Here is a 24493-nt window from a genome sequence, read left to right as displayed (position 1 = left end):
GCCACGTCCGTCAGGCCCGGAGCCTAGGGCGGCGGCAGGGGGGTCCGCGGGCCGATAACCCGCGGATTAGCACGTTCGAGTGACGTGTTCGAGGGGACTACCCGTGCAGAGAGGGGGTAGTTGAAAAGCGCAGGAGTGTCAGGATTCCTGGGGCGTGGCAGGCGAGGCCGTGACGTCCTGCTCGGGGACGGCCTGGCCGGAGCGGATCAGCTCGATCCGCCCCATGACCTTGTCCCGCAGGTCGCCCGGCACGTCGTCGTGCCCGCAGCAGCGCTTGACGAGCTTCTTCACGGCCTGCTCGAGCCCGTACTTCTCGAGGCAGGGCGAGCACTCCTCGAAGTGGTGCTCGAACTTCACGCAGTCCGAGTCCGGCATCTCACGGTCGAGGAACTCGTAGAGATGATCGAGGATTTCGCTGCAATCCGTCTCGTGCGGCTCTCCGCAGCTCATGACCCCGAGCCTTTCGCTTCGTTCGACTCTCCGGCACCGGCCACGACCATCCCGCGGTCACGGGCGTAGTCCTCCAGCATGCCGCGCAGCTGACGGCGGCCCCGGTGCAGCCGGGACATCACCGTACCGATGGGTGTCCCCATGATGTCGGCGATCTCCTTGTAGGCAAACCCTTCGACGTCCGCGAGATAGACGGCGATGCGGAACTCCTCGGGGATCGCCTGGAGCGCCTGCTTCACGTCCGAGTCGGGCAGATGGTCGAGCGCCTGCGACTCCGCGGAGCGCAAGCCCGTCGACATGTGCGACTCGGCGCGGGCGAGCTGCCAGTCCTCGATCTCCTCGGCCGCGGAGCGCTGAGGTTCGCGCTGCTTCTTGCGGTACGAGTTGATGAAGGTGTTGGTGAGGATCCGGTACAGCCACGCCTTGAGGTTGGTGCCCTCGCGGAACTGGTGGAACGACGCGTACGCCTTGGCGTACGTCTCCTGCACCAGGTCCTCCGCGTCGGCCGGGTTGCGCGTCATGCGCAGCGCGGCCGAGTACATCTGGTCGAGGAACTCGAGCGCGTCCCGCTCGAAGCGCGCACTGCGCTCCGCGGCCGTCTCCGCGCCCGTGCCGCCCTGGCCCTCGGGCTGCTCCGCCTGGCCGTTTTCGGTCCCTGCGTCGGTCCCTGTGACCGGACCCACCTCCTCGAGTGTTCTCGTGAGACCGAGACCGGTCTCACCCGAATCGGAGGATAGACGACGATCCGGTCCGCCCGCCGCCCGAATAGGGGCGGTCCTGGCCGCGTGCAGCACCGTCCAGTCCAGGTCGGCACGGCTGCTGCGGCTCGGGCAGATGGTCGAACCCATGCGGCGGACTCCCTCTCCTACGGCGTCGGTGCTGGTCTCCAGCACGTACCTCCCGCACAACAGTGACCACCGCCCCGGCATTCCCGAAGCTTTACCCGAGTGACCCGGTCCACTCCACGACCGCGTGCGTGATGACCGCCACGGCCTCGTCCTGCGCGATGTCCGCACGCTTCGGCACGGCGAACCCGTGATCCCCGTGCGGAACCTCCACGAGGTCGTACGAACCTTCGGGGAACTCCTCCGGCTTCCCGAACGGGTCGTTGCCGCCCTGCACGACCAGGGTGGGCACCCCGGCGCCCAGCAGCTCCTCGGCGCGGGACTTCTCCGGCTTGCCCGGCGGGTGGAGCGGGAAGCTGAGCGCGAGCACGGCGTGGGCGCCCAGCTCGGTGGCGGTGCGGCAGGCGACCCGGGCCCCTGCGCTGCGCCCTCCGGAGATCACCGGCAGCCCGGGCGCGGCCAGCGCGGGCCAGATGCCGCGCCAGCCGGTGTCCAGCGACTTGGGCGCGGGCGCCAGCTTCTTCCCGGCCACCCGCCAGGGCTGCTCCACCCGGGCCACGGTCACTCCGTGCGCGGGCAGGGCTTCGGCCAGGGCTTTCAGGTCACGGGCCTCGATGCCGCCGCCGGCGCCATGGCTGACGGCGAGCACCAGCCGGGCCTTCTTCGCCTCGTGCCAGGTGATACGGGCGGTTCCGGCGTCGGTCTCGACGGTCTCGGTGGTGGTGCTGGTCCCCTTTGTCACATGCGTCACGTCAGAAGAGTGTGCCCTCTTCGGGCCCTTCCAGCTCCTTCAGCAGCTCCGGTCCGTTGTTGCGGACGTTGCTGACGGCCGTGGCGACCGGGTAGGCCCGCATCAGCCCGGCGGGCGGCGGGGCGAGCAGCTCGCGCAGATCGTCGGCGTCCGTGCGGGACGGGTCCAGCCAGGAATCCCAGCGGTCGGGGGTCAGCATCAGCGGCATCCGGGGGTGGATCTCGGCCAGCGCCCGCGGCCCGTCGGCCGGGGACACCGCGAGCGGGCTCTGCTCGGCCTCCGTGGTGATGACCGAGCACGTCACCCACCAGGCCTGCGGGTGGTCGTCCGGCAGCGTCTTGTCCCGCCAGAACTCGTACAGCCCGGCCATGGCGAAGACCGACCCGTCCGCCGGCGTCACGAAGTACGGCTGCTTGCGGGGCCGCTTCTTCTTGCCCTCGACCTCCAGCTCGCGCTCCTGGGTGCCGGTGACCCACTCGTAATAGCCGTCGGCGGGCAGGATGCAGCGCCGGGAGGTGAAGGCACGGCGGTAGGACGGCTTCTCGTGGACGGTCTCCGCGCGGGCGTTGATCATCCGGGCGCCGCCCTCGGGCGTCTTCGACCAGGACGGGACGAGCCCCCACTTCAGCGTGCGCAGCTGCCGAACCGGCCGCGGGTCGTCCGCGTCTTTCAGGGGGCGGTCCAGCACGGCGTAGACCTCTTTGGTGGGCGCCACGTTGTAATCCGGCGCGAGGGTCTCCTCGGGCTCCCACTTCTCGACCTCAAAGATTCCTGCGAGATCCTCTGGCCTACGACTCGCTGAATACCGTCCGCACATACGTGCCACACTGCCAGATTCCATCCGACCACAGGGAGCCGACGCCGCACATGGACAGCACCGCAATCGCCTCGTTCGCCTCCCTCTGGGACGAGGTGTCCGGCACACAGCCCGATCCCGACCTGTGGGTGGTGATCGCGACGCTGGGCGCCGCGCTCGCCGTGGTGATCCCGCACGGCCTGTGGCGCGTTTCCCGCAACGCCATCACCATCGCCCACGAGGGCGGCCACGGGCTCGTGGCCCTGCTGACCGGCCGCACCCTCACGGGCATACGGCTGCACTCGGACACCAGCGGTCTGACCGTCAGCCGCGGCAAGCCGCACGGCATCGGCATGATCCTCACCGCGGCCGCGGGCTACACCGCCCCGCCCCTGCTGGGCCTCGGCGGTGCGGCCCTGCTGGGCTCCGGCCGCATCACGCTCCTGCTGTGGGCGGCGACGGTTCTGCTGCTCGCCATGCTCGTGATGATCCGCAACGCCTACGGCGCCCTGACCATGCTCGTCACCGGCGGCCTGTTCGTGCTGGTGTCCTGGCTGGCCGGCCCCCAGGTCCAGGCGGCGTTCGCGTACGCGGTGGTGTGGTTCCTGCTGATCGGCGGAGTCCGCCCGGCCTTCGAACTCCAGGCGAAGCGGGCACGGGGCGGGGCCGGGGACTCGGACGCCGACCAGCTGTCGCGGCTGACGCACGCCCCGGCGGGGCTGTGGTTCTTCCTGTTCCACGCGGTGTCGCTGTGCTCCCTGATCGGTGGAGGACGCTGGCTGCTGGAGATGTGACAGCCGGCCCTGAGGGGCGTGGAGCCGCCCCGGTGTGCGGCTCCGCCCCGCGGGCGCGACCGGCGCCCACGGCGCCGCACTCGGACGACGGCCTGCTTATAAAGTGGGGCCATGGCCCCGAACACCGCAGACACCGCCCTCTGGCCCGCCCCGCACGCGAGCGGAGCCGTCGACGCGACGGTCCACGTGCCCGGGTCCAAGTCGGTCACCAACCGCGCCCTGGTCCTCGCTTCCCTCGCCTCCGAGCCCGGCTGGCTGCGCCGCCCCCTGCGCTCCCGCGACACCCTGCTGATGGCCGGCGCGCTGCGCGCGATGGGCATCGAGATCGAGGAGGGGGTCGGCCCCGACGGCACCGGTGAGGCCTGGCGTGTGCTTCCCACGGGTCTGCGCGGCCCGGCCACGGTCGACGTCGGCAACGCCGGCACGGTGATGCGGTTCCTGCCGCCGGTCGCCGCGCTCGCCGACGGCCCCGTCCGCTTCGACGGCGACCCCCGTTCCTACGAGCGTCCGCTGAACGGGGTCATCGACGCGCTGCGGCAGCTCGGCGCCCGGATCGACGACGACGGCCGCGGCGCGCTGCCGATGACCGTGCACGGCAGCGGCGCCCTGGACGGCGGCACGGTCGCCATCGACGCCTCCTCCTCGTCGCAGTTCGTGAGCGCCCTGCTGCTGTCCGGCCCGCGCTTCAACCAGGGCGTCGAGGTCCGCCACACCGGCGCCACCCTGCCCTCCATGCCGCACATCCGCATGACCGTCGACATGCTGCGCGCGGTCGGCGCCCAGGTGGACACGCCCGAGTCGGGCGGCGAGCCGAACGTCTGGCGGGTCTCGCCGGGTGCCCTGCTCGGCCGGGACCTGGTCATCGAGCCGGACCTGTCGAACGCCCAGCCGTTCCTGGCGGCGGCGCTGGTGACCGGCGGCAAGGTCGTCGTCCCGGACTGGCCCTCGCACACCACGCAGCCCGGTGACCGGCTGCGCGAGATCTTCACCGAGATGGGCGGCTCCTGCGAACTGACCGAGTACGGGCTGGTCTTCACCGGCTCCGGCTCGGTGCACGGCATCGACGTCGACCTGGGCGAGGTCGGCGAGCTGACGCCGGGCATCGCGGCGGTCGCGGCCCTCGCGGACTCCCCGTCGACCCTGCGCGGTGTGGCCCACCTGCGGCTGCACGAGACGGACCGGCTGGCCGCGCTGACCAAGGAGATCAACGAACTCGGCGGTGACGTCACGGAGACCGCCGACGGTCTGCACATCCGCCCGCGCCGGCTGCACGGCGGGATCTTCCACACGTACGACGACCACCGCATGGCCACGGCCGGCGCGATCATCGGACTCGCGGTGGAGGGCGTCCAGATCGAGAACGTGGCCACGACGGCCAAGACCCTGCCCGACTTCCCCGATCTGTGGACCGGGATGCTCGGGGCGTAGGACGCGAGGGATCAGGTCATGCGCCGCTACGGCAAGCACACCGACGAGGACGACATCCGCACCCGTCCGGGCCGCCGGAACACCCGGCCCCGGACGAACATCCGCCCCAAGCACGAGGACGCCGCCGAGGGCCTGGTCCTCACCGTCGACCGGGGCCGCCTGACCTGCCTCGTAGAGGACCGTGTGGTCATGGCGATGAAGGCCCGCGAGCTGGGCCGCAAGGCCGCGGTCGTCGGCGACCGGGTGGCCATCGTGGGCGACCTGACGGGCAAGAAGGACGCACTCGCGAGGGTCGTGCGCATCGAGGAACGCACCTCCGTGCTGCGTCGCACGGCGGACGACGACGATCCGTTCGAGCGGGTGGTCGTGGCCAACGCCGACCAGTTGGCGGTCGTCACCGCCCTGGCCGACCCGGAGCCCCGCCCCCGCCTGATCGACCGCTGCCTGGTCGCGGCCTACGCCGGCGGTCTGGACCCGCTGCTGGTCCTGACCAAGTCGGATCTCGCCCCGCCCGACAAGCTGCTGGAGCTGTACGGACACCTCGACATCCCGTACGTCGTCACCAGCCGCGAGGAACTGCAGAACGGCACCGCCCTCGCCCGGGTGCGCGAGCAGCTCGACGGCAAGATCACCGCGTTCGTCGGCCACTCCGGAGTCGGCAAGACGACCCTGGTCAACTCACTGGTGCCGGAGGAGCGGCGGCGTACGACCGGGCATGTGAACGCGGTGACGGGCCGCGGCCGGCACACCACCACCTCGGCGCTGGCGCTGCCGTTGTCGGGCAGCGACGGCTGGGTGATCGACACCCCGGGCCTGCGGTCCTTCGGCCTGCACCACGTCGACCCGTCCCGGGTCATCCACGCCTTTCCCGACCTGGAGCCGGGCACCGAGGGCTGCCCGCGCGCGTGCAGCCACGACGAGCCCGAGTGCGCGCTGGACGCGTGGGTGGCCGAGGGGCACGCGGATCCGGCGCGGCTGTACTCGCTGCGGCGGCTGCTGGCCACACGCGAGCGCAAGGAAGGCGACTGACCTCCGCGTTGTTTGTCCTGGCGTGTGGGCGGTAAGTGCATAATCGCACCCAAGCCGGCTGCGAGCCCGGCCAAAGCCTGACGAGCACGGTCAACGCGAAGAAGCTGACGAAGCGGTCACTGAACGTGGGATACGGGAGGACGACTCATGGCGTGGCTGCTGGTCATCGTGGCCGGGTTGCTCGAGACCGGCTTCGCGGTGTGTCTGAAGCTGTCGCACGGCTTCACCCGGCTCTGGCCGACGGTCGCGTTCTGCGTCTTCGCCCTCGGCAGCTTCGGACTGCTGACCCTGGCGCTGAGAAAACTCGACGTGGGTCCCGCGTACGCGGTGTGGACGGGCATCGGTGCTGCGGGGACGGCGATCTACGGCATGGTGTTCCTGGGTGACCTGGTGTCGACGCTGAAGCTCGTGTCGATCAGTCTCGTCATCATCGGTGTGATCGGGCTGCAGTTGTCGGGGTCGGCGCACTGACGTCCTGTCAGCCGCCCTGCCGGTGAAGGGCGCCGCGGACCAGGTCGGCGACACCGCCCTCGCCGGGCGGTGCGGCCACGCAGGACAGGGCGAGCCGGACGGCGAGTTCGCAGGAGCGGGCCAGGTCGGCGGTGTCGGACTTGGGTGTGCCGGGGCCGGCCAGGGAGGTGACGGCCCGGTCGCGGACGAGGGCGACGAAGTCCCCGGGTGAGGGCAGCGGCCCGTCGGCGCGGCGCTGGGCCGGTACGGCGGAGGTGGACGGCACGGACGTCAGGGCCGGGGCGGGCAGCCTCTCACTCCAGCAGCCGGTGAGCATGGCGCGGACGAGGATGTTGTCCCGGGCCGCGGACGTCGTCCACTCGGCGGTGGCGGTGAGCCGGTCGCGGGGATCGCTGTACCCGGCGAGAGCGCGGTCCACCCCGGCGAGGTATCCGTCGGCCTCTCGTCTCACGAGGGCCCGGGCGAGACCGTCCTTGCTGCCGAACTCGTTGTACAGCGTCTGCCGGGACACTCCGGCTGCCGCGGCCACGTCCACCATCCGTACGGCGGACCACGGCCGGCGCACCAGCGCCGTGTAGGCGGCGTCCAGTAGAGATTCCCGCGCTGCAGGCATCTTCGCCTCCCCTTGGGGCGAGCGGCATTGCGCCCAGGTTTGACGCGCGTGGAACCACTGTCAAGGGTTCGCGAGCGCGTGCGGGGGCGCGTTTCGGCCTTGTCGCGCGGTGCGTTGGCCTGCGTGCCGGGGCTGCACCCGCGCCCTCGCCCCGTGCAGACGAACGGGCGGCGCACTCCGGCGGGATGCCGGTGTACGCCGCCCTGGGGTGGGACGTTCGCGGGAGGTTGCCCGCCTCGTCACGGCGGTTACCTCGGGTCGTCGTTGAACTTCGAGGTCGACCAGAGGTAGCCGAGCACCGCGAGGCCCAGGCACCAGGTGAGGGCGAGCCATCCGTTGTGGCCGATCTGGGTGCCGAGCAGCAGGCCGCGCAGGGTTTCGATGGCCGGGGTGAAGGGCTGGTACTCGGCGATCGGCTGGAACCAGCCCGGCATCGAGTCGAGCGGGACGAAGGTGCTGGACAGCAGGGGCAGCAGGATCAGGGGCATCGCGTTGTTGCCGGCGGCCTCGGCGTTCGGGCTGACCAGGCCCATGCCGACCGCGATCCAGGTGAGCGCGGTGGCGAAGAGCACGAGCAGTGCGAAGGCCGCGAGCCACTCCAGGACGGTGGCGTCGGTGGAGCGGAAGCCGATGGCCACTCCGACGGCGCCGACGAGCACCACGCTGATGACCGCCTGCAGCACGCTGCCGATGACGTGCCCGATGAGCACCGACCCGCGGTGGATCGCCATGGTGCGGAAGCGGGCGATGATCCCCTCGGTCATGTCGTTGGAGACGGAGACCGCGGTGCCGATGGTGGTGCTGCCGATGGTCATCAGCAGCAGGCCCGGCACGACGAAGGCGATGTACGCGGAGCGGTCCGGACCGCTGCCCCCGATGCCCGCGCTCATGGTGTCGCCGAAGATGTAGACGAACAGCAACAACAGCATGATCGGGGTGAGCAGCAGGTTCAGGGTGAGGGAGGGGTAGCGCCGGGCGTGCAGCAGGTTGCGGCGCAGCATGGTGGAGGAGTCGCGCAGGGCGAGGGTGAGGGCGCTCATCGGGCGGTCTCCTTGGGCTGGTGGGGGAGGTTGGCGGGGCCGGTCAGGGCGAAGAAGACGTCGTCGAGGTCGGGGGTGTGGACGGTCAGTTCGTCGGCTTCGATGCCGGCTTCGTCGAGGCGGTCGAGGATGGCGCGCAGTTGGCGCTGACTGCCGTCGCTGGGGAGTTGCAGGGCGAGGGTTTCGTCGTCCGGGGTGGCGTCGCGCAGAGTGGTGGCGGCGTTGTGGTAGGCGGCGGGGTCGGTGAAGCGGAGCCGGACGTGTCCGCCGGGGACGAGGCGCTTGAGTTCGTCGGGGCTGCCTTCGGCGGCGAGGCGGCCGTCGTGCAGGACGGCGATGCGGTCGGCGAGTTCGTCGGCTTCTTCGAGGTACTGGGTGGTGAGGAAGACGGTGACGCCGCCGGTGACGAGTTCGCGGATGATCTGCCACATGTTGTGGCGGGCGCGGGGGTCGAGGCCGGTCGTGGGCTCGTCGAGGAAGATGATCCTCGGGTCGCCGACCAGGGTCATGGCGATGTCGAGGCGGCGTTTCATGCCGCCGGAGTAGGTGGAGGCGGGCTTCTTGGCGGCGTCGGTGAGGTCGAAGCGTTCCAGCAGCTCGGCGGCGACGCGGCGTCCCTCCCGTTTGGGCAGGTGGTGCAGGTCCGCCATGAGGAGCATGTTCTCCTCGCCGGTGATCAGGCCGTCGACGGCGGAGAACTGACCGGTGACGCCGATCGCTGCGCGTATGGCCTGCGGGTCGGCGGCGAGGTCGTACCCGCCGACACGGATCTCGCCGCTGGCGGGGTCCGGCGAGATGAGCGTGGAGAGGATCTTGACGGCGGTGGTCTTGCCGGCGCCGTTCGGGCCGAGCAGGGAGAAGACCGTTCCTTGCGGGACGGCCAGGTCGACACCGTCGAGGACGGTCTTGTCGCCGTAGGACTTTCGCAGCCCGTTCGCCGCGATGGCCAGGTCGGTCATGGGAGGTGCTCCTTCGGAGAGGCTGCGGGCTGCTACAGGCCGCGGGCGGTGATGTCGCCGTGAGCGGTGGTCGCGTGGATGGTCAGGCCGGCGGCGGCGCCGGCGGCGTTGTTGAGGGTGTTGTGGATCCGGCCGTAACCGGTGCCGGCGTCCAGGGCGGCGGAGACGCCGTGGGCGGCACAGACCGCGATGTCGCCCTGCTCGGTGCGCAGCTCCAGGGCGCCGCGCACGGCCTCGGCGACATGGAGGTCTCCCTTCTGGGTGCTGATCTGCGCGGGGCCGCCCAGGCGGCCGACCGAGATGTCGCCGGCGAGCAGGGTGAGGCGTGCGCCGGCGGTCTCGTCGAGCTTGACCGAGCCCTGCGCCGCGTCGAATGCGACGTCGCCGAGCCGTCCGACGCCGCGGAGTTCGGCGGATGCCGCCTTCGCCTCGACGCGGGAGCCGGCGGGCAGTTGGACGGTCACCTCGACGGATCCGGAGTGGCCGAGGATCCGGTTCTTCGACGCCGGGGCCTCGATGCGCAGGACGCCGTCCGCGTAGGCGACTTCGAGCTGCTCCGCGGCCTTCACGTCACGGCTCTTGGTGGCGTCCGCGGGCAGGACCTCGACGGTGGTGTCGGCCCGGTCGGCGGCGATGAACCGGATGCGTCCGGCGGGGATGTCGAGGACGGCCGAGACGGGGGCGGGGCTGTCGAACTTCTGCATCGTGCTCTCCTTCGATCCACTGTCTCCGTGGTTTCCGATGATGGAAAAGCTACGTTGCATTCACAGGCCTGGCAACGACTTCGTTGCACGCAGCCACCATAAATGCAGGTCAAGGCCGAGAAATCATTGCAACGACTATGACGTCTAACGCAACAACACCACGCAGCTCGTTGCAATGAAATGAAGGTGAACGCTAGGGTGCGGACATCACACACCGCGAAGGAGACCGCGATGCCGGGAGGCAGGCTCACTCAGCAGGAACGCCAGCAGATCGCGCTGGGGCTGGCCGACGGCCTCGCCTACGCGGAGATCGCCCGGCGCCTGGACCGCCCGACCTCGACGATCACCCGCGAGGTCATGCGCAACGGCGGCCCGACGGCCTACCGCGCCGACCTGGCCCACCGCGCCACGGAACACCGCACCCGCCGCCGGCAGGCCGCGCCTCGGGGCCCGAAGGCGCCCCCGCAGCCTGAGGGACGGGATGCCGAGGCCGTACGCGAGTACGAGGAGACCTTCACCACCGTGCTCATGGGGTCCGGAATGCCCAAGATGATGTCCCGGGTGATGGCCTGCCTCTGCATGACGGACTCGGGCAGCCTCACCGCGGCCGAACTCGCCCGGCACCTCCAGGTCAGCCCGGCGTCCGTCTCCAAGGCGATCACGTTCCTCGACAGCCAGGGCTTCGTCCGCCGGGAGGCGGACGAAGGCCGCCGCGAGCGCTATGTCGTCGACGAAGACGTCTGGTACCAGTCGATGATGGCCAGCGCGCGGGCCATCGCCCAGGTCGTGGGGATCGCACGGCAGGGCGTCGGCGTCCTCGGCCCCGGCTCCCCGGCCGCCGCCCGCCTGGAGAACGTCGCCCGCTTCCTCGACTTCGTCTCCGAGAGCACCGCCCGCGCCGCGGAGCAGGCACGTGACATCCTCCACACCAAGCCCGAGACCATTCCCGACTCCCCCACTCCCGCAAACCCCCTGTAGCCCCACCCCCACCTCGGCAGATAGGTTCGTCGCATGCCCGACTACCTCGACGACCTGCGTCTCGCCCACGTCCTCGCCGACGCCGCCGACGCCGCGACGACGGACCGGTTCAAGGCCCTCGACCTCAAGGTCGAGACCAAACCGGACATGACCCCGGTGAGCGAGGCGGACAAGGCCGCAGAGGAACTCATCCGCGGCCACCTCCAGCGCGCCCGCCCCCGGGACGCGGTCCTCGGCGAGGAGTACGGCGTCGAGGGCACCGGCCCCCGCCGCTGGGTGATCGATCCGATCGACGGCACCAAGAACTACGTACGGGGCGTGCCCGTCTGGGCCACGCTCATCTCGCTGATGGAGGCCGGCGAGGAGGGCTTCCAGCCCGTCGTCGGCGTCGTCTCCGCCCCCGCCCTCGGCCGCCGCTGGTGGGCCGCGAAGGGCCATGGCGCGTTCTCCGGCCGCAGCCTCACCAAGGCCTCCCGGCTGCAGGTCTCCAGCGTCTCCAAGCTCTCCGACGCCTCCTTCGCGTACTCCTCGCTCAGTGGCTGGGAGGAGCACGGCCGCCTGGACGGCTTCCTGGACCTGACCCGCGAGGTGTGGCGCACGCGCGCGTACGGCGACTTCTGGCCGTACATGATGGTCGCGGAGGGCGCCGTCGACATGTGCGCGGAGCCGGAGCTGTCGCTGTGGGACATGGCCGCCACCGCCATCGTCGTCACCGAGGCCGGCGGCACCTTCACCGGCCTCGACGCCCGCCCGGGCCCTCACAGCGGCAACGCGGCCGCGTCGAACGGCCTGCTGCACGACGAGTTGCTCGGATATCTGAACCAGCGCTACTGAGGGCGTTTGCGGTCTGACCTGCGAGTTTCCCCCACGATCAAGCCGCCTGGGCCGTCGTGGGGCCGTCATCGGCGTCCGCGCCGCCCTCGAAGGCTCGGTTCACCGCTTCCCGTGTCCGCTTCTCGCTGCTCGGCATCAGATGCGTGTACGTTCGCAGCGTGAAGCCCGGATCATGGTGCCCCAGGTACTCCGACAGGGCCTTGATGCTCTCGCCCGCGTCCAGCAGCACGGACGCGTAGAAGTGCCTCAGCGCGTGCATGCCGTTCTCCCGGCCGCGCGGGACACCCGCTGTGTCGAGAGCAGGCCGCCATGCCTTCTCGTTGAAGACGGTGCGGATCACCGGGCGCCCCTCGGCGTTGCGGAAGAACAGGGCCGCCGTGGCCGGTGCGCCGTCGACCGACCTCCACGGCAGCCTCACAGCGGCAGGCGGGTACTGCGCGGTGTGTGCCTCAAGCGCCCGAGCGACGCTCTCCGGCAACGGGACCGTGCGTGACTTGCCTCCCTTGGGCAGTGCGAACACCTGCCGCCCGGCGATGAGCTTCACCTGCCGGACGACGTGAACCACGCCCTCGACGAAGTCCACGTCTTCGACAGCCAGGCCGAGCACCTCGCCTTGTCGCATGCCGCACCCGCCGGCCAAGTCCACCATGGCCCGGTACCGCTCAGGCAGTGCCGAGCGCACCGCCAGCACGCGCTCACGCGACCAGGGAACAATCCGGCGGGCTTCCGGCTTGGGCGCCCGCACCGAGGACGAACGGCACGGGTTGTACGGGATGAGGCGGTCGTCTACGGCCGCAGCCAGCATGGCGTTGAGATTCGCGAAGATGACCCGCTGGTATGCGGCGGCTACTCCCCCGTCTTCGAGCTTCCTCAGCCACTCACGGATGTGAATCGGCCTCAGCGAATCGAGCGAGCGGCTACCGAGGTGCGGCAAGACGTGCAGCCGGATGCGTTGCTCGGTGCTCACGTAGGTTCCGGGGTCCATCGTGAGCGATGCCAACCACCGTTCGGCGTGCTGGCGCACGGTCAAGCGACCGGCACGCGGATCGATGTACTGCCCGCGCGACATGTCCGCCTCGATCCCAGACAGCCACTTCTCGGCGATGCGCTTCTGGCCGTCGGGGAAGCTCTTCGACTTCTCCGTGCCGTCGGGGCCGACGTACCGGGCGCGGTAGCGCATGCCCGTGCCGTGACGGTCGGTCTTGACGCGGACGGTCTTGCCGTTGGTGTCGGTCTCGGTCTTGTACCAGCGGTCTTGGATATGGCCGGCCATACGAGGAGTCGTCCCTTCAGAGCGTGAGGCGGGGAGAGCCACGGCGTGGCTCTCCCCGGGAGGCTGGTGCGATGTGGCCGGGTCAGGCGGCCTCTTGGTCGGAGCTCTTGCATTGGGTGACGTAGGCGCGCACGTCGGCCGGGTCGTAGCGGACGTACTTGCCGATGCGGAAGCCGGGTGGACCGGTGCGCTTCCGGCGCCACTGGTAGACGGTTTCGAGGGGAACTTCGAACATCTCGGCGATGTCGTCCGGCGTGAGGTACCGGTCTGGGAGGCCACCCCGGAGGGTGGCGCGTAGGTCTGACGGTTTGGTCGGGGTCGTCATGAAGCTCCTCCGGCTGGGGCATGGGCCCCTACTCAGAAGTCCGCTACATCCGCTACGCCGCTACATCGCAGGTCAGCGGGGTGTTTTTGTAGCGGAGGGGTGGCGTGTAGCGGCTACGCATGCGCTACGGGGGTGGTGGGCGTAGCCGCTACACGCTTGGGTGCCGCTACAGATTCGGGGTCTCTGAGCTGGGCTGTAGCGGTGTAGCGGCTGTAGCGGAGTCCTGGGGAGGGGGCGAGCAGTAGCGGGTCCAGGCGTCCGCCAGGTCCTCGGCGTGGAAGCCCTTGAGGACTCCGCCGGCGGTGCGGATGTTGCGGGATCGGATGGGGGCGTTGTCGGCGGTCATGTATTCGCCGAGCATCCGGGCCAGGCGCCGGTTGTCGAGCGGCTTGCCGTCGAGGTCGGCCCATGGGGCGTCGTCGAGGGCGTTGAGCCGGTCGAGGATGGCGATGGTGGGCAGCTTGTCCACGCCGATGAGGACGTGGTCGCGCAGGTCGGTCAGCAGGCGGATGCCCAGGCTGTGTTTGTCGGTGGTCTGGGCGGCTTTGACGAGCGTCACGCACGCTTCGCGGGCCCGGCGGGGCCAGTCGCCACCGACGGCGTCCGCGATGGCCACGAGTGGCTCCCACACGTCGGCGGGGCGGTCGGTGACGCCGTCGGGCATCTCCGGCCAGGCCCCGAGCACGAACCCCCGTGCCCGTTCTGCCCATTCGGCGAGCCGGTCACGGAGTTTGTGGCCTTCCGCCTCGTGGATGCGGGCCCGGAAGGGTTCGACGCGTTCGTTGCGGGCCCGCCGGCGCATGCGGATGACGATGGAGCGGGTCAGGATCGTGTCGGGCAGGGAGCCGAGTCCGGCGACGGCGACCGCGCAGTACGAGGGGAAGGCCTGCACGGTCTGGTTGCCGCCGTCTCCGATGCACCGGTAGGTGACGCCGGTGCGGCGGTGACCGGCGTTGAGGAAGCCGCGCAGATCTTCGTTGTCCCCCGCCTTGGGGCCGAAGATCGTGTCGATCTCGTCGAACAGGATCGTGGGCCGGCCATCGGCCCCGGATACGGCCCGGAAGAGCGCGGCAGCCGACGCGTTCACGGCCACCATCGGGTGCGGTACGAGGGTTTCGACGATCTCCAGCGCACGCGACTTACCCGAGCCAGGCTCCGGCGACAGGAACGCCAGCCGGGGTGTGGAGTCGAAGCAGTCGAGCAGGTGGGCGTGCGCGTCCCACAGCGCGACCGCCACGTACGCGGCGTCGGTGGGGAAGACGTTGAAGCGGCGGTGGAAGGCTTCCACTTCGTCGAGCAGCGCGGCGCCGTCGATGGGGTCGGTCATGCGGCGGCCCTTCCTTCCTGGGAGTTGCGCAGGGGGCACACGGTGCGGTGTGCGGCGTGGTCGTCGATCAGGGCGAGCACCCGGGGTTTGCCGACAGCCGAGCGGTCGCGTCCGCACGCGCACTTCGAGGTGGCGGTGGGGACGGCGCCGCGCGGGGTGACGATGTGCAGCCACGCGATGGGGCGGCGTCCGTCGTCGCCGTGCAGGTCAGGGCTACAAGCAGTTCGGACGCCCTGACGGGCGGCGCCATTCGGCTCGCCCACGGTGCCCCGGGGTGCAGTTGACCGTGCGGCGAGCGGACCGGCCGGGGAATCGGTGGTGCTCTTCAAGGGGAGGGGGCGGGTGTTCATGCCGCCTCCCGCGTGCTGGTCTGGTTGTGGGTGATGGACCAGTCCAGGGCGCTGCGCAGGGTGGCGCGGCACTCGGCCGTCGGCAGGCCGGCCGACTCCCCCGCCCCTTGAAGAGCCGTCTCCACCTCGGTGCGGGTCAGATCACCGGACGCGACGAACCGGCCCAATGCCCGCCCAGCACGCAGGAGCATGGCGTTGCGCTGCCCCTCACGGGCTGACGAGACGGCGGCCGTCTCCTTGGCCAGGGCGGCGTCGACGTAGGGCCGATGCCGCCTTCCGGTGGCCGTTGCGGGCCGGTTGACCGGATGGGCGGGCACCAGCAGGGCCTTGAGCCAGTCGGGCACGGGTCGCAGCAGGGCCGGGCCCACAGCCTCGTACGCGGCGCCGCCGATGGTGCTGCCGGCGGCGACGACGTACCCGCCCCATGCGCGGGTGTCGACCAGCGGGGCGAGTGTCCCGGCGGTGTTGTGCAGCCGCACGGCGGCGGGGGCAGTGAAGTACAGGTGCAGCCCACCGCTCGCGGTCCGCACCGTGCGGGTGCGCGGGACGGGCTGCCCGGTGCGCTCGCAGAGCGCCTCAAAGGTCGCCGCGCCGTCAGGCGCGTCGGTGCTGCTGTTGTCCTTGGGCACGTCCAGGTCGACGACCAGCAGCCCGGACGGGCCGGTTGCGATACCGACGTTGAACGGGGCGTGCGCCCAGGCGGCCCGGATGCGGTCGGGGTCGGTGGTGGCCCGCTCCTCCCACTTGCGGTGTCCGCTCGCGCAGGCCCCGGTGCGCGGGCAGGCGGTTTCCCCGTGCAGGGCGGGCCGCTTGGTGTTGGGACGCAGGGGGAAGACGTGCCAGCCGCGTTCGGCGGCGTTTAGGGCAGCGCGGGTCAGGTGCTCGTTCACGCGGCCACCTCCAGCGCGGGGGCGAGGGTGGCGAGGTAGGCGCGGCCGATCCACTCGGTGTAGGCCGGGGGGAGCGCCTCCCTGAGCTTCAGGTGATCGGTGGACCAGTCGATGCCCTTGGCGGTGCGAATCTCGTCCACGGTGGCTTTGCCGCCGCCCTTGCCGTACGCGGCGACGTAGGGGCCGTCGAAGTGCTGGCCGTGTCGGTAGCCGCGCACGCGGCCCCGGTGCTGGGGGTGGGCCGGCTGCACGGTGGTCCAGCCGCCCAGTTCGAAGTAGCGGTGCATGATCACGGCGAGTCCGAGTAAGCCGAGTGCTCGCCGGATGTCGGTGGGTTGCGTCATGCTGGATGTCTCCAGTTCGTCGCTAGCGGTCTGGATGGTCAGGGCGGCCCGGTCTTTGGCGAGAGGGGGCCGCCCTTGGCGTATCTAGCTGTGGAAGTGGTTGCGCTTGAACGTGGCCTTGCGGATGTTCACCGTGGTGCCGCCCTGGTGGCTGCTCGCGCTGAAGATCTGCACGGCGATCCATCCGCCGAAGATGACGGCGGCGAGGGTGATGAGTTGGGTGATGAACGCGGTGAGCGCGGCGATGAACGAGGTGAGCAGGATCAGCCCGCCGCACACCGCGAGGAATCCGACCCCGCCGAGGGCGACGTTCACCGCCGCGCGGGAGACGGGTGGCTTGACGGCCACCGGCTCGGGCTGGGCGGGGTTGATGGCGTAGCCGGTGACGACGCGGCCGTCGGGCAGGACCACGCTCGCCACGGCCGGGACGCTGCCGGGCTGGACGGGAACGAGCGGTGCCGGCGTCACGGCGGCGGGCGTGATGGGGGTGGGGTGGTGGACTTCCACGGCCCGTTCGGTGGGCGAGTGGCCGGGGTGTTCGGGGTACATGCGGAATCCCTTCCGGTGCCGGTTCAGGGAGGCTGAGACACCCCCTTCGGGGTGCCGTATGGCGGGGGTTTCAGGGGCCTGGCCTGCAACGCCTCCCTGACTCCCTGATTGATCATTCGTGCAGGTCAGGGCCAGGGAGGTGGGTCAGGGAGGTGGGTCAGGGAGTTCTCCCTGCCTCCCTGACCCGTCGGGGTCGGCTCCCTGTCATCCGTCGGCGGAAGCGGAACCGTCTCCGTCGCGGTTGGCGAGGGCGCGGGCGACGCGGTCGCGGCTGACGACCATGACGCCGTCGGACTTGTAGGGCTCGGCTCCGGTGCCGTCCAGCACCCGCTTGAGATCGATGAACGACCACTTGCCGTAGGCGTCCTCGCTGAGCATCGCGAGCCGCTTGAGGACGTCCTGCGTGCGCAACCGAGGCGCGTCGCCGACCACGCTCGCGATGTCGGCGAGCGAGTCACGCTCCTCGCCCCGCTCAATGACGTGCAGGGTGGTGACACCATCGCGCAGCGCCTTGGCGCGGGATGCGATCGCCTTGGCGTCGTCGGTGCTGATGTAGTGCGTGCGCACCGTGATGGACGACTGCCCCTTGGGGATCTCGATGCCATCGGAGGCGACGACCAGGGTTCCCTTGTCCAGACCCGGACGCAGCAGGTTGGGAGCGGCGCCGCCATCCACGGCCTTGTCGCCCAGCGCCATGCGGGCCTGCGACTCGGTGCCCAGCGCGAGCGATGCCCGCGTGTGGGCGCCCTCGCGAACCAGCTTGGGAAGGTTCTGGTCGGTGGGGTCCTGCGTGCCCTGCCAGAGCAGGACGTTGACGGCGCGGCCCTGGTTGTGGATCTTCCGGGCGCCCATGTAGTAGCGGGAAGTGGCGCTGGAGCCACCGTAGGGGCGCTTGTCGTCGCCCTTGACCGGGCACATGAACGCGACCTGCGCCTCGTCCACGATGACGACCAGCAGCGGGAACTCCGTGCCGGGCGGCGCCTGGAGGCGGCGGTTCATCTCCTCCACCGCGTCCTCCACCATCTCCGTGACCTGGATGACGTGCTCATCGGTCGGTCCCTGGATGAGCCGGGTGGCGATCCCGTCGAACATGGCCCAGTCCCCAGCGCCCTTGAGGTCGCCCATCCAGAACTCCACCGACCGGTCAAGGGCCAGCCACAGGGCGAGCGCCCGCAGCGCGGCCGTCTTGCCCTGGTTGGACAGGCCGGTGATGAGCAGGTGGCGCTGATACAGGCTCAGGGCGGCAGTGTCGCCGCGTAGGTCCTGGCCCCAGGGGGCCTTGCCCTTGGTGTAGTCGGCGGTCATCGTGTCGTCGGTGACAAGCGGGGACGGGCCGATCGGCTCGTCCAGGGCCCCGGAGTCGGCGATCCACAGCCGCACGGTGCGGGCGGCCTGGGGGATGGTGATGAACACCTCATGCTCGTGCCGGGTGAGGTTCTCGGCGAGCTTGCGGCGCCGGTTCTGCACCTCGATCGTCGACACTCCCGAGGGGAGGGTGACGTCGACCTCGACGCCGCATCCGGCAATCCGGATCGGGCCGAGCATCGAGGCGCCGGCGTCGCCCATCTCCTTGATGGCGTTCTTCAGTGGGGCGATCCCCAGGTCGCGCAGGGCCTTGACCACGATGGACGGGGTGATCGGCTCACCCTCGCCCGATCGGACGTTGGCGGGAAGGGCCCACTGGGGTGCGGCCTGCTGCTTGCGGCCCACCGCCCACAGGGCGAGCAGGGCCAGGAACGGGCCGATGGTGATGGCCGGTCCCCAGACGATTTGCACGATCCGCATGAGGGTGCCGATGAACTCGATGGTCGCGGTCAGCGGGGTGATGACGTCCCCGACCTGCTTGGTGTTGAGCGCCATCACGATCCCGAGGGCGACCAGCAGGCCAACGCTCATCCCGGCGCCGACCCCGACCGCCTTTGCCGCGTCGAGCGGGGAGTGCAGCAGGTCCATGCGGCGGCGGTGCCGGGCGTCACGGAAGCGCTGCAACCGCTCCTCCCACTCAGCGGCCAGCTCCATGTTCCCCGCGGCTTCGGCCGCACGCATGTAGCGCTCGTACCGGGAGCCGGTGCGGCCGTCCCAGGTACGGCGGGCCACGATCCGGCCCCCGTTGAACGTGTACATGCCGTGGCGGGCCGCCGCGCGGGCGGCGGTCTTGGTGTTCTCGTGGGTGGCGGCGGTCTTGATGGCCCGTCCGGAGCGCACCCACAGGGGCACGGGGGCGGGCGGTGCGGGTTCGGGGACCACGGTCAGCGTGGTCACGGACGCGGTGTCGGCCGACAGCTCGGTGTCGGCGGGCGGGTCGGTGTTCTTGTGCAGGTGAACGACGTTGTCACCCATGACGGGAGGGCTCCTGACTGCCCCACGCGGGGCGGGAAGATGAGGGGGCGCCGCCCTGGCAAGGGCGGCGCCGGCAGGGCTAGCGGCGGTGGCTGCGCTGGTGGGCGCGCAGGGCCGCCTTGCAGGCCGGGCACTTGCGTTCCGGGCCGTCGCCGACGACCGGGGCGGGGATGACGTGGCCGCAGATGGCCCGGGTCACGCCGAAGACCAGCGGCCCGCAGTCCGGGCAGTGAAAGTGCGTATTCGGGGCGGTCGTGCGGGCTGTGCGCGGCATGCTCACCACCACCTCGACGGCTTCTTGGGCATGAGGTAGGGGCAGCCGTTGACCATGTGGTCGACGCACTGCGGGCAGTCCTGACGCGGCTTCAAGCGGCGGTGAATGCTCTTGTCGTATGCGTGCTGCCAGCGCTGCGGGCACTGGCCGGGAGGCGTCTCGACGGCGGCCATGGTCACCACCACCCCGAGGACTTCTTCGCGGCCTTGGCCTTGGCGTGCTCATTCACGATCCGCTGCCGCTCGGTCTGCAACGCGGTCAGCTCCGAGATGAGCCGGGTCTGGGCCGCGTTCCACGCCGTCTCCAACCGGCGCTCGGCGCGGTCGGTGCTGCGGCCCCTCACGACCCGGTAGGAGCCGCCGGCCAAGGCGCCGATCACGGCGCGGCGTTCGCCGCCGTTGAGCGGCCACAGTTCACGCTGCTGGACGGCTTCGAGCTTGCGGGTCGTGCCCTGGATCTCGCGGTCCAGGCGGCGGGTGTCGGGCTTGCCCATGTCAGGCACTCCTCAGCTCAGGGGAGGGTTCGGGGAAGGCGCAGGGGGTGCACATGCCGAGCGTGGGCGGGATGACGTAGCCCGCATCGCGGCGGCAGGTGGGGCAGAGGCGGCGGGCGGCGTTGGCTTTGGCCAGGGCCGCCCACCGGCCCGGGGTCATCGGCCGCACGGGCTTGGCCAGGTCGATGCGGTACAGGTAGGCGACCAGCGGGCTTCGGCGGCGGCGGGGGCGTTCGAGCTGGGCCGCCACATCCTGGCCACCGGGGCGTAGGCCTTGGGCGCGCAGTTGGCGGCGGGTGGCGTAGCCGTCCGGGGCCAGGCGCCACCGGAACACCGGCAGCGCCCCCATCACGCGGCCCGCTCAGCCAGCAGCGCATCCCGCAGCTTGCGGGCGTTGGCCGGGGAGGTGCGCAGGGCCCGGCGCAGACCCTCACCCGTGATCTGTGCGTCGGGCCAGTCGGCCGTCAGCGTGCGGGCTTCAGTCATGAGCTGTTCAGGGCTGCGCCGCACACGCGGTGTCTTCGCCGCATCCGGCACCCGACCCGTCGCCCGGACCGGCCGGGTCGACTCCGCCGCAACCGGCCGCGCAACCGGCCGGATCGGGGCTGCCTCGATCGGCTCCGGGGTCGGGGCGACCAGGGGCAGGATCGGGGTGCCTGTGGGGCCCGGTTTGCCGATGTCGAGGGGGACGGGATCGGGCAGGGGCAGGCGGGTCAGGGTGACGGTGAGCGGGGTCGATTTCTCCAGCTCAGCCGTAGACCGTTCCATCCCGGTCTCGGTCGATTCCTCCGCATCCGCGCCACCGTCTGCGATCGGGCTGGCAGTGGTGGCCCAGGTGGGCAGTGCCCAGCCTGTGGACGTGCCCGCTAGGGCACGGGCGGTGCCCTCCCCCTGGTGGGTGCTTTCCAGGGTCGACCATGCCCCCGCCAGCTTCTTGGCAGTCGTGGCCTGGACGCGGGCGACGCGGGCGCCTGCTGCTGTGACCGCCGTCAGCCGGGTCTGTTCCGTTCCTGCTGCGGCCCGCAGCCGGGCCCGGTCCAGCGCGGCAGCGTCCCGTGCCTGCTGCTGAATAGCGCGGATCGATTCCAGCGCCTTGGGAGTCAGAGCGGTCTGTTCCCACAGGCTGTGAACGAGCCACAGGGCCTTAGCGGCGACCGGCAGCCAGGACACCGCCAGCCACGCACCCGCCGAATCCTCAGCGGTCAGTGCGTGGATCACCAGGACACCGGTGGCGAGCAGACCGAAGCCCCAACCCACGGCGGTCACGGCACGGTTGTGGTCGCCCTGCGCGGCAAGGCGCCGCTCGTAAGCGAGGGTGGCCAGCCATCCCCCGTCGATACCGAGACCGACAACCAGGGCGACCGGCCACGGCACCGCCTTGCCCAGCCACATCATCACCACGGCCAGGGTGAGCACCATGGACACGGCCGTCATCGCCACAGCGGGCAATGCCGTCTTGGCCTTCATGCGGCACCCCCGGGCACCGTCGCGGCGGCGGTGGGGTTGGCCACGGCGAGCCTCGCGGCCAGGGCCCGGCGGCGGGCCCGGCGCAGGCGCCGGTTGTCCAGCTCGGTCGGGACGCGGTCCAGGGTGATGATCTGCGCGTCCAGCAGGTCGACGTCCGCCAGGATGACGGGCATCTCCCGCTCGATCGCGGCCAGTTCCGCGTCCGTCGGCTCCATGTAGTCCGCGAATGCGGTAACAGCGTCCTGAACAGTAACGATGTGGTCCATTGGGTCTTGTTCCTCTCGCACAGGAACGGCCCGAACAGCGGTCCCGGTGTTCCCGCACCGGGACCGCGCGCCGTTGAAGTCGGTAGGTCCGGCTCCCCTCAGCGCTGCTCGTACGAGACGAGCAGCGGAGGCAACCGGCCGCAGCAGACTGCGGAGATTGAGTTGCGCTGCACCTAGCACGGGAGTGACCCCGTGCGGCCGCCTACTTGGCCGAGGAGAGGCGGCGTAATCCCCATTCAGTTGTCAAGGAACCGACGCTTCCTTCGTACTCACCCCCGCGGGCTTTCCTCCAGGCGCATTTATGCAGGTCAAACCAGTGCAAGCACTCCCTTCACTGCTGCTTAGGGGGGCTTGCCGAGTCGCCTGATAGGTACCGTAAGCAAACCCAAGGCTGCGCGCAACCCCCTCTCGCGATACAGTTCGTTAGCCCCCCTAGGCGAGCGATTGGAGAGTCGTGCACGACGACATGAAGCGGGTCGCTGACATCGCGGTCCCGGTCGAGCGAGCCAAGGCCGCGATTGACCTGATGGCGACCTATCAGGCCTGGGTGCTGGAGCTGTCCCGCATTCGCCGAGAAGCCATCGAAGAGGCGCAAGCGTCAGGCATGACACAAGCCGAGATCGCCAAGAACCTTGGCGTGAGCCGGGGGCGAGTGGGACAACTGGCGTCTGCCGGGCCACCCCCCGAGCGGGCGTTCTTTGGCACAGACCTGGTCACCGTCTCGCTCGGCGGAAAGACCGAGGCTGGCAAAGAGCCCGACCAGAACCCGAGTGCGGTCGTGGTGCGGGAAGATCTCGACAACTTTGAGCATCTGCGCAAGCTTCTCGGAGGGATGAAGCTTGAGGCTCAGTACGAGGTGATCCCACCCAGCGGCATCGTCAACCTCAACCGTGACAACCACGTGGTCATCTGCGGTCCGCGACTGTCCCCCATCGTCGCCCAAGTGTTGGAGGGTGACCACAACCTGCGGTTTGAGAAGGACCGTGCCTGGCACCTGATGGACCAGAAGACAGGCGAGACGTATCGGTCCCCGATGGATGAGGACGGCTCAGCAGGCGACTTCGGCTACCTCGGACGGCTCCCGCGCCTGGATGGCCGTGGGACGTTTTTGTACATCGCCGGTATCCACGCCATAGGGGCGAACGGAGTCGTGCACTACTTGGAGCACCACTTGGCGGAGCTGTACCGAGAGGTTCGCACTCGACGCTTCTCGACGCTGATCTCGTGTCGTTACGACCCCGAGACGCTGGAAGTGCTGGAGAGCCGTCGAGTCACCCCGCTGTACCGACACGAAAGCTGATCATGCGCGTCTGTGTGGAAACGCAAGGTGGAGGGGCCAACCCAAACGAAGATTGGGTGGCCGGCACTTCAACGCTCGCCGTAGTGCTGGACGGGCTGAGCACTGCCGGGCTGTCCACGGGATGCCGTCATGGCGTCCCGTGGTACGTCGCCCACCTCGGGGGGCATCTTGTGGCTGCTCTGGCAGATCTTGACCGACCACTCGCCGACGGCCTGGCAGACTCTCTCGAACGCGTTGCGGCGGCGCACCCCGAATGTGACCTTGGGGACCCCGGGACGCCATCAGCCACGGTTGCGATCCTGCGGCAGCGACACGGAGTCCTTGACCATCTGGTCCTAGCTGATTCGCCCATCGTTCTCGAAGGCGCCGAGGGTCACACCGTCATCAGCGACCTTCGGGTGGACGAAGTGCTGTCAGAACTGCGAGCTGAGGTTGAGCGCCACGAAACGCATACCTCGGCGCACAGGGAGGCGCTGCAACGTCTTGTGCTGGCTCAGCGGCAGGTGCGCAACACTCCAGAAGGTTACTGGGTGGCCGCAGCCAGCCCAGAAGCGGCACAGCACGCCCTTACCGGCACGACCCAAACGCGAGATGTCCACTCCGCTGCCGTCCTATCGGATGGTGTATCGAGGCTCGTCACGGAGTACGGCATGGCGACCTGGTCTGACGTCTTCGCCACGCTTCTGGCTGGTGGGCCACGTGAGCTGATTGAAGCCGTACGCAAGGTCGAGGCCACAGACCCCTCTGGGCTCCGATGGCCGCGCTACAAGTCTGGGGACGATGCGACCGTGGCCTACTGCCGGTGGTGACCGGAGAGCCAATACGGACAGAAGGCGTCCGCTGGCGGGGCCAGTGAGCATGAGCGGCGGGGCCCTGAAGGCTCATGGATCGAGCAGTGCCCCAGGTCGCACACCCACAGCGGGGCCGTCTGTGGGCCGTCCAAGGGTGGCCGAGGACGACCAACAACGACAAGCAACGACAGCAAACGCCCAGGTATTTGGCGGGCTGCGGAGCAACTCCGCAGCCCGCCAAAGTTGTTGATCAGTACCAGCGCTACTGAGCCCCCCGTTGTTACCGAGCGCCCCCTTGTTGACCCTCCCTTTGCCTGCCACTCTGAGAGTCCCCCCAACTTGTGAACTTGTGAAACGCTGAACAAACGGCGGGGACACTCCCAGGAGGTGGCTCCATCCATGCTCGTCCGTGACGCCATGAGCACTGTCGTCCTCACCATCGGCCCGACCCACACCCTGCGCCAGGCCGCGGCGCTGATGTCCGCGCGCAAGGTGGGGGCGGCCGTGGTCCACGACCCCGACGCCGGCGGCATCGGCATCCTCACCGAACGCGACATCCTCAACTCCGTGGGCCTGGGCCAGGACCCGGACACGGAACGCGCCCACGCCCACACCACCACCGACGTCGTGTTCGCCGCTCCGGCCTGGACCCTGGTGGAGGCGGCGGGCGCCATGACACACGGCGGCTTCCGGCACCTCATCGTGCTGGACGGCGGCGAACCCACCGGCATCGTCTCGGTCCGCGACATCATCCGCTGCTGGGCCCCGGCACGGCAGCAGGTCCCGGCGTGACCACGCGGACGGGCCGGGCC

The 24493-nt window shown here is 70.2% G+C and carries 29 protein-coding genes and 2 pseudogenes; 8 read left to right on the top strand and 23 right to left on the bottom strand.

From position 1 onward, the window contains the following. Positions 1 to 138: 138 nt before the first annotated feature. From rsrA to CEB94_RS27020, 4 genes are all read right to left on the bottom strand, one after another. Positions 139 to 450 (bottom strand): mycothiol system anti-sigma-R factor, encoded by a 312-nt coding sequence (gene rsrA / locus CEB94_RS27035; protein WP_033314427.1) that lies wholly within the window; start codon positions 448 to 450, stop codon positions 139 to 141. After that, complete coding sequence (sigR, locus tag CEB94_RS27030; protein ID WP_175434666.1) at positions 447 to 1133, bottom strand: RNA polymerase sigma factor SigR; 687 nt, start codon at positions 1131 to 1133, stop codon at positions 447 to 449. The genes rsrA and sigR overlap by 4 nt, the downstream gene beginning before the upstream one ends. 256 nt (positions 1134 to 1389) lie before the next feature. Next, positions 1390 to 2037 (bottom strand): alpha/beta hydrolase family protein, encoded by a 648-nt coding sequence (locus CEB94_RS27025; RefSeq protein ID WP_175437176.1) that lies wholly within the window; start codon positions 2035 to 2037, stop codon positions 1390 to 1392. A gap of 10 nt (positions 2038 to 2047) precedes the next feature. Further along, complete coding sequence (locus tag CEB94_RS27020) at positions 2048 to 2863, bottom strand: SOS response-associated peptidase (protein WP_175434665.1); 816 nt, start codon at positions 2861 to 2863, stop codon at positions 2048 to 2050. A gap of 50 nt (positions 2864 to 2913) precedes the next feature. Here CEB94_RS27020 and CEB94_RS27015 point away from each other — a divergent pair, with 50 nt between their 5' ends. From CEB94_RS27015 to CEB94_RS27000, 4 genes are all read left to right on the top strand, one after another. Continuing rightward, positions 2914 to 3636 carry a M50 family metallopeptidase gene (locus tag CEB94_RS27015; protein ID WP_175434664.1) on the top strand — a complete coding sequence of 241 codons (723 nt, stop codon included), beginning with the start codon at positions 2914 to 2916 and terminating at the stop codon, positions 3634 to 3636. A gap of 111 nt (positions 3637 to 3747) precedes the next feature. Further along, positions 3748 to 5064 carry a 3-phosphoshikimate 1-carboxyvinyltransferase gene (gene aroA, locus CEB94_RS27010; protein WP_175434663.1) on the top strand — a complete coding sequence of 439 codons (1317 nt, stop codon included), beginning with the start codon at positions 3748 to 3750 and terminating at the stop codon, positions 5062 to 5064. Positions 5065 to 5082: 18 nt separating this feature from the next. Next, positions 5083 to 6093: a ribosome small subunit-dependent GTPase A gene (rsgA, locus tag CEB94_RS27005; protein WP_175434662.1), complete on the top strand. Its 1011-nt coding sequence runs from the start codon at positions 5083 to 5085 to the stop codon at positions 6091 to 6093. 147 nt (positions 6094 to 6240) lie between these two features. Then, entirely contained in the window at positions 6241 to 6564 is a 324-nt protein-coding gene (locus CEB94_RS27000; RefSeq protein ID WP_175434661.1) for a DMT family transporter, read from the top strand. 7 nt (positions 6565 to 6571) lie between these two features. Here the strand turns inward: CEB94_RS27000 and CEB94_RS26995 are convergent, their stop codons facing one another. The 4 genes from CEB94_RS26995 to CEB94_RS26980 form a co-directional block, all read right to left on the bottom strand. After that, complete coding sequence (locus CEB94_RS26995; protein ID WP_175434660.1) at positions 6572 to 7177, bottom strand: TetR/AcrR family transcriptional regulator; 606 nt, start codon at positions 7175 to 7177, stop codon at positions 6572 to 6574. A 248-nt stretch (positions 7178 to 7425) separates the two neighbouring features. Next, positions 7426 to 8217: an ABC transporter permease gene (locus tag CEB94_RS26990; protein WP_175434659.1), complete on the bottom strand. Its 792-nt coding sequence runs from the start codon at positions 8215 to 8217 to the stop codon at positions 7426 to 7428. Next, positions 8214 to 9176 (bottom strand): ATP-binding cassette domain-containing protein, encoded by a 963-nt coding sequence (locus CEB94_RS26985; protein WP_175434658.1) that lies wholly within the window; start codon positions 9174 to 9176, stop codon positions 8214 to 8216. The genes CEB94_RS26990 and CEB94_RS26985 overlap by 4 nt, the downstream gene beginning before the upstream one ends. A gap of 32 nt (positions 9177 to 9208) precedes the next feature. Beyond that, positions 9209 to 9880 (bottom strand): DUF4097 family beta strand repeat-containing protein, encoded by a 672-nt coding sequence (locus CEB94_RS26980; RefSeq protein ID WP_175434657.1) that lies wholly within the window; start codon positions 9878 to 9880, stop codon positions 9209 to 9211. Between the two features lie 231 nt (positions 9881 to 10111). Between CEB94_RS26980 and CEB94_RS26975 the strand changes: the two genes are divergently transcribed. Next, entirely contained in the window at positions 10112 to 10858 is a 747-nt protein-coding gene (locus tag CEB94_RS26975; RefSeq protein WP_175434656.1) for a GbsR/MarR family transcriptional regulator, read from the top strand. Between the two features lie 33 nt (positions 10859 to 10891). Next, positions 10892 to 11692 carry a histidinol-phosphatase gene (gene hisN / locus CEB94_RS26970; RefSeq protein ID WP_175434655.1) on the top strand — a complete coding sequence of 267 codons (801 nt, stop codon included), beginning with the start codon at positions 10892 to 10894 and terminating at the stop codon, positions 11690 to 11692. Positions 11693 to 11729: 37 nt separating this feature from the next. On the opposite strand, the gene CEB94_RS26965 is transcribed toward hisN, so the two are convergent. The 14 genes and pseudogenes from CEB94_RS26965 to CEB94_RS26900 all read right to left on the bottom strand — a co-directional run bounded on the left by CEB94_RS26965 (position 11730) and on the right by CEB94_RS26900 (position 21590). After that, entirely contained in the window at positions 11730 to 12965 is a 1236-nt protein-coding gene (locus CEB94_RS26965; protein ID WP_175434654.1) for a tyrosine-type recombinase/integrase, read from the bottom strand. A gap of 82 nt (positions 12966 to 13047) precedes the next feature. Continuing rightward, positions 13048 to 13290: a helix-turn-helix domain-containing protein gene (locus tag CEB94_RS26960; RefSeq protein ID WP_175434653.1), complete on the bottom strand. Its 243-nt coding sequence runs from the start codon at positions 13288 to 13290 to the stop codon at positions 13048 to 13050. Between the two features lie 166 nt (positions 13291 to 13456). Further along, positions 13457 to 14617 (bottom strand): DUF3631 domain-containing protein, encoded by a 1161-nt coding sequence (locus CEB94_RS26955; RefSeq protein WP_175434652.1) that lies wholly within the window; start codon positions 14615 to 14617, stop codon positions 13457 to 13459. Continuing rightward, positions 14614 to 14880, bottom strand: a complete 267-nt coding sequence (locus CEB94_RS26950) for a hypothetical protein (RefSeq protein ID WP_246111927.1) — start codon at positions 14878 to 14880, stop codon at positions 14614 to 14616. Before CEB94_RS26950 ends, CEB94_RS26955 begins: the two co-directional genes overlap by 4 nt. 83 nt (positions 14881 to 14963) lie before the next feature. Then, positions 14964 to 15857, bottom strand: coding sequence for a bifunctional DNA primase/polymerase (locus CEB94_RS26945; protein WP_175434651.1), 894 nt, complete (start codon positions 15855 to 15857; stop codon positions 14964 to 14966). Beyond that, positions 15854 to 16162 (bottom strand): annotated as a pseudogene (locus CEB94_RS26940) (DNA methylase); the annotation flags it as partial. The pseudogene CEB94_RS26940 and the gene CEB94_RS26945, both read right to left, overlap by 4 nt. A gap of 123 nt (positions 16163 to 16285) precedes the next feature. Beyond that, on the bottom strand, positions 16286 to 16750 hold the full coding sequence (locus CEB94_RS26935) for a hypothetical protein (protein WP_175434650.1): 465 nt from the start codon (positions 16748 to 16750) through the stop codon (positions 16286 to 16288). 204 nt (positions 16751 to 16954) lie between these two features. Further along, positions 16955 to 19090, bottom strand: coding sequence for an ATP-binding protein (locus CEB94_RS26930; RefSeq protein ID WP_175434649.1), 2136 nt, complete (start codon positions 19088 to 19090; stop codon positions 16955 to 16957). Positions 19091 to 19169: 79 nt separating this feature from the next. Beyond that, complete coding sequence (locus tag CEB94_RS26925) at positions 19170 to 19364, bottom strand: hypothetical protein (protein ID WP_175434648.1); 195 nt, start codon at positions 19362 to 19364, stop codon at positions 19170 to 19172. A gap of 2 nt (positions 19365 to 19366) precedes the next feature. Further along, entirely contained in the window at positions 19367 to 19543 is a 177-nt protein-coding gene (locus tag CEB94_RS26920; protein ID WP_246112194.1) for a pRL2-8, read from the bottom strand. Next, complete coding sequence (locus CEB94_RS26915; RefSeq protein ID WP_175434647.1) at positions 19540 to 19857, bottom strand: hypothetical protein; 318 nt, start codon at positions 19855 to 19857, stop codon at positions 19540 to 19542. The genes CEB94_RS26920 and CEB94_RS26915 overlap by 4 nt, the downstream gene beginning before the upstream one ends. A 1-nt stretch (position 19858) precedes the next feature. Next, positions 19859 to 20206, bottom strand: a complete 348-nt coding sequence (locus tag CEB94_RS26910) for an RRQRL motif-containing zinc-binding protein (protein ID WP_175434646.1) — start codon at positions 20204 to 20206, stop codon at positions 19859 to 19861. A gap of 518 nt (positions 20207 to 20724) precedes the next feature. Continuing rightward, positions 20725 to 21324, bottom strand: a pseudogene (locus tag CEB94_RS41940) (protein spdB); the annotation flags it as partial. Further along, positions 21321 to 21590 carry a DUF6284 family protein gene (locus tag CEB94_RS26900; protein ID WP_175434644.1) on the bottom strand — a complete coding sequence of 90 codons (270 nt, stop codon included), beginning with the start codon at positions 21588 to 21590 and terminating at the stop codon, positions 21321 to 21323. The gene CEB94_RS26900 and the pseudogene CEB94_RS41940, both read right to left, overlap by 4 nt. A 454-nt stretch (positions 21591 to 22044) precedes the next feature. Between CEB94_RS26900 and CEB94_RS26895 the strand changes: the two genes are divergently transcribed. Then, complete coding sequence (locus CEB94_RS26895; RefSeq protein WP_175434643.1) at positions 22045 to 22890, top strand: sigma factor-like helix-turn-helix DNA-binding protein; 846 nt, start codon at positions 22045 to 22047, stop codon at positions 22888 to 22890. 68 nt (positions 22891 to 22958) lie between these two features. Here CEB94_RS26895 and CEB94_RS41935 read toward each other — a convergent pair whose 3' ends face one another. Beyond that, complete coding sequence (locus CEB94_RS41935) at positions 22959 to 23138, bottom strand: hypothetical protein (protein WP_342789940.1); 180 nt, start codon at positions 23136 to 23138, stop codon at positions 22959 to 22961. 942 nt (positions 23139 to 24080) lie between these two features. Here CEB94_RS41935 and CEB94_RS26885 point away from each other — a divergent pair. Next, the gene (locus CEB94_RS26885; RefSeq protein WP_175434641.1) at positions 24081 to 24473 is read left to right on the top strand and encodes a CBS domain-containing protein; all 393 of its coding nucleotides are present in this window, start codon (positions 24081 to 24083) and stop codon (positions 24471 to 24473) included. Positions 24474 to 24493 lie beyond the last annotated feature (20 nt).

This window comes from Streptomyces hawaiiensis, from assembly GCF_004803895.1.
Taxonomy (GTDB): domain Bacteria; phylum Actinomycetota; class Actinomycetes; order Streptomycetales; family Streptomycetaceae; genus Streptomyces; species Streptomyces hawaiiensis.
This window is presented reverse-complemented; position numbering and strand designations above follow the sequence as displayed.